Annotated in this window: 2 protein-coding genes; both read right to left on the bottom strand. The window is 72.8% G+C overall.

The annotated features are described in order from the left end of the window. Positions 1–1,532: exodeoxyribonuclease V subunit gamma (locus CON77_RS10920; RefSeq protein ID WP_198552345.1), on the bottom strand; the 1,532-nt coding region annotated here is incomplete at its 3' end. Positions 1,533–1,575: 43 nt separating this feature from the next. Further along, positions 1,576–2,885, bottom strand: a 1,310-nt coding sequence (locus tag CON77_RS10915) for a gamma-glutamyltransferase family protein (protein ID WP_101049174.1), incomplete at its 5' end; no start/stop codon positions are given.

The following is a 2,885-nucleotide window of genomic DNA, read 5'->3' as shown; positions in this document are numbered from 1 at the left end:
ACGGCGGGCACGTCCAGCAGGTCCATGAGTTCGCTGGCGCTCAGCCGGGCCTGGGGCAGGCGCAGCAGCAGGCGCAAGGCGTGCAGCAGCGGGTCGGTGGCGGCAGCGCCCTGGTCGGCCACGCTGAAGGGGATGTGGCGCGGGTCGTGCGCCGGCAGCAGGCCGAACACCGCCTGGATGTGCGGGGCGTAGGCCTGCACGTCGGGCACCATCACGATCACGTCGCGCGGGGTCAGCGTGGGGTCGGCCTGGAAGGCGGCCAGCAGCTGGTCGTGCAGCACCTCCACCTCGCGTTGCGGGCTGTGGGCCAGGTGGAAACGCACCGAGGCGTCCTGCGCCGGGTCCACCGCAGGCCAGCGGGCACGGGTTTCGTGCAGCGGGCGCAGGTCGCGGATGTCGTCCTGCAGCTGGCGCAGCAGGGTGTCGGCGGGCGGTGCCACGAACAGGTCGGTGCTGTGCCCAATGGCCTGGAAGTGCCGGCGGTGGTGGGCCAGGGCCTCGGGGCGGTCGTGTTCGTTGAGCAGACCGATGAAGTCCCGCCCCTGCTTGCCCCAGGCCGCCAGCAAGGGGTGGGCGTGCTGGTGCAGTTGTTCGGGCGTGAGCACGGCCGGGGCGTTGGGGCGCCGGGCCTGACGGGTGCCGTGGCGTTCGGCGGCGCGCAACAGTTCGTGGTCGGACACGATGTCGGCCCAGTGGTGTTCGCAGGGGTTGTGCACGCACATCAGCACCTGGCACCAGCGCGCCAGCACGGCCAGCACCTCCAGCGACTGGCGCGGCAGGCTGGAGATGCCGAACACCACCAGGCGGCGTGGCAAACCGGCCGGGCGTTCCGGGCCTTGCCACTGGCGCGCCTGTGCCAGAAACGCTTCGTGCACCGCGGCCCGGCCGGGGCGGGGGGCGCTGGGGTCGGTCTGCACGTCGCGCAGCAGGGCGCGCCAGAGGGCAGGTTGCCAACGCTGGTCGGAGTCCAGATCCACGGCGTCGCCGCGCGCGTCAAGCAGCACGTCCTGGTTCTGGCCCCAGGCGTGCAACCAGTCGGCCCGGTAGACCTGGTACTGGTCGAACAGGTCGGCCAGGCGCTCGGCCAGCTGGAAGCGTTTGCGCCGGTCGGCGTCGTCGGCCAGGAAGCGCTGCAGCGGCGCGTAGGCGGCCTGGTCCAGCAGGGTGGGCAGCAGGCGCATCAGGCGCCAGACCAGGCGTGGCTTGTCGAAGGGCGAGGTCTCGGGCACCCGTTCCGGCCCCAGCACCGCGCGGTAGGCCTGCCACAAAAATTGCGAGGGCAGGTGGAACTGCAGCGCCGCGGCAATGCCGGCGCCTCCGCGCTCGGGCGGTTCGGCCAGCGACAGCTTGAGCCACTGGGCGATGCCGTTGCTCTGCACCAGCAGGGTTTCGTTTTCCAGCGGCGCCAGCGGGTAGCGCCGCAGCCAGGTGACGGTCAGGTCGCGCAAGGCCTCGGCGTGGTTGCCGTGCACCACCATCAAACCGGGTGGCAAGGGCTGGTCGGTGGTCTCCCCGGGGCGTTGCGCGTTCATCCGGGGATGGTAGCGAAGTTGCGGCCCGTTTTCCGGGTGCGTTTCAGTCGCCGGCCACCACACCTTCTCGCCGCGGGTCGGCCCCACCGAACAGCCCGCCGGGCAGCACCTGCAAGGCCTGCAGTCCGCTGGTCAGGGGCTGTTCGCGCACCGCGTGGCCGCGCTCGCGCAGGGCCTGCACGGTGTCGGGTGCAAAGCGCCCGGCCTCCAGCACCAGCGGCCCACCGGTGCTGCCGAAGTTGGGCGCATCGATGGCGCTTTGCGCATCCAGGCCCTGCTGCAGCACCCCGTGCAAGACCTTGGCGGTGTAGTGGATGATGAAGGCGCCGCCCGGGCTGCCGCTGCTCATGACCAGTTGGCCGGTGTCGGCGTCGAACACCAGCGTGGGCGCCATGGACGAACGCGGCCGCTTGCCCGGTTCGACCCGGTTGGCCACGGGCCGGCCGGAGGCGTCGCGCGGCTGGAAGCTGAAGTCGGTCAGCTGGTTGTTCAGCAGGAAACCGCCCACCATCTGCCGTGCGCCAAAGGCGCTTTCGATGGTGGTGGTCAGGGCCACCGCATGGCCCTGGGCGTCGACCACGCTGAGGTGGCTGGTGCCGCGCTCGGGCTGTTCGGGCATGGGGGCCCAAGCCAGGGGGCTGCCGCCGGGGGTGCCGGCCGGGGCTTGTGGCATGGCGCGGGGCCCGATCAGGCCGGCCCGTGCCTGCAGGTAGGCCGGTGCCAGCAGGCTGGCCCAGTCCCCGCCGGGGGCGGGAACGAAGTCGGGGTCGGCCACGTACTGGGCCCGGTCGGCAAAGGCCAGGCGGGCGGCTTCGGTGTAGCGGTGCAGCCAGCCGGGCGTGGGCGCCGTGGCGTTCGTTGCGGGCACTTCGGGCAGCAGGTGGGCCAGCGTGCCCAGGATCTGCCCGACGGCCAGCCCCCCCGAACTCGGCGGCGGAAAACCACACACGCGGTAGCGGCGCGCCGGGGTGGCCAGGGGGTAGCACAGCGCCTGGCGCTCAAGGGGGCGGTAGGTGCGCAGGTCGTCCAGGCTCAGGGTACCCGGCCGTTGCGGGTGTTGGCGCACCTGGTCCACCAGGGCCTGGGCCAGCGGCCCGTGCAGCAGGCCCGCGGCACCCTGTGCCGCGATGCGGCGCAGGGTGTCGGCCAGCACTGGGTTGCGCAGGCGGTGTCCCACCGGCCAGGGCTGGCCGTGGGCGTCGTAAAAATGCCGGGCGGCGGTCGGGTCGCGCCGCAGGTGTGGGTCCTGGGCCAGCAGGGTGTGCAGGCGGAGGCCCACGGCAAAGCCGTGTTCGGCCAGGGCGATGGCGGGCTCCACCAGCCGCGCCCAGGGCAGGCGCCCGTGCCGCTGGT

It is taken from the genome of Macromonas nakdongensis (assembly GCF_002837145.1).
Taxonomy (GTDB): Bacteria; Pseudomonadota; Gammaproteobacteria; order Burkholderiales; family Burkholderiaceae_C; genus Macromonas_B; species Macromonas_B nakdongensis.
This window is presented reverse-complemented; position numbering and strand designations above follow the sequence as displayed.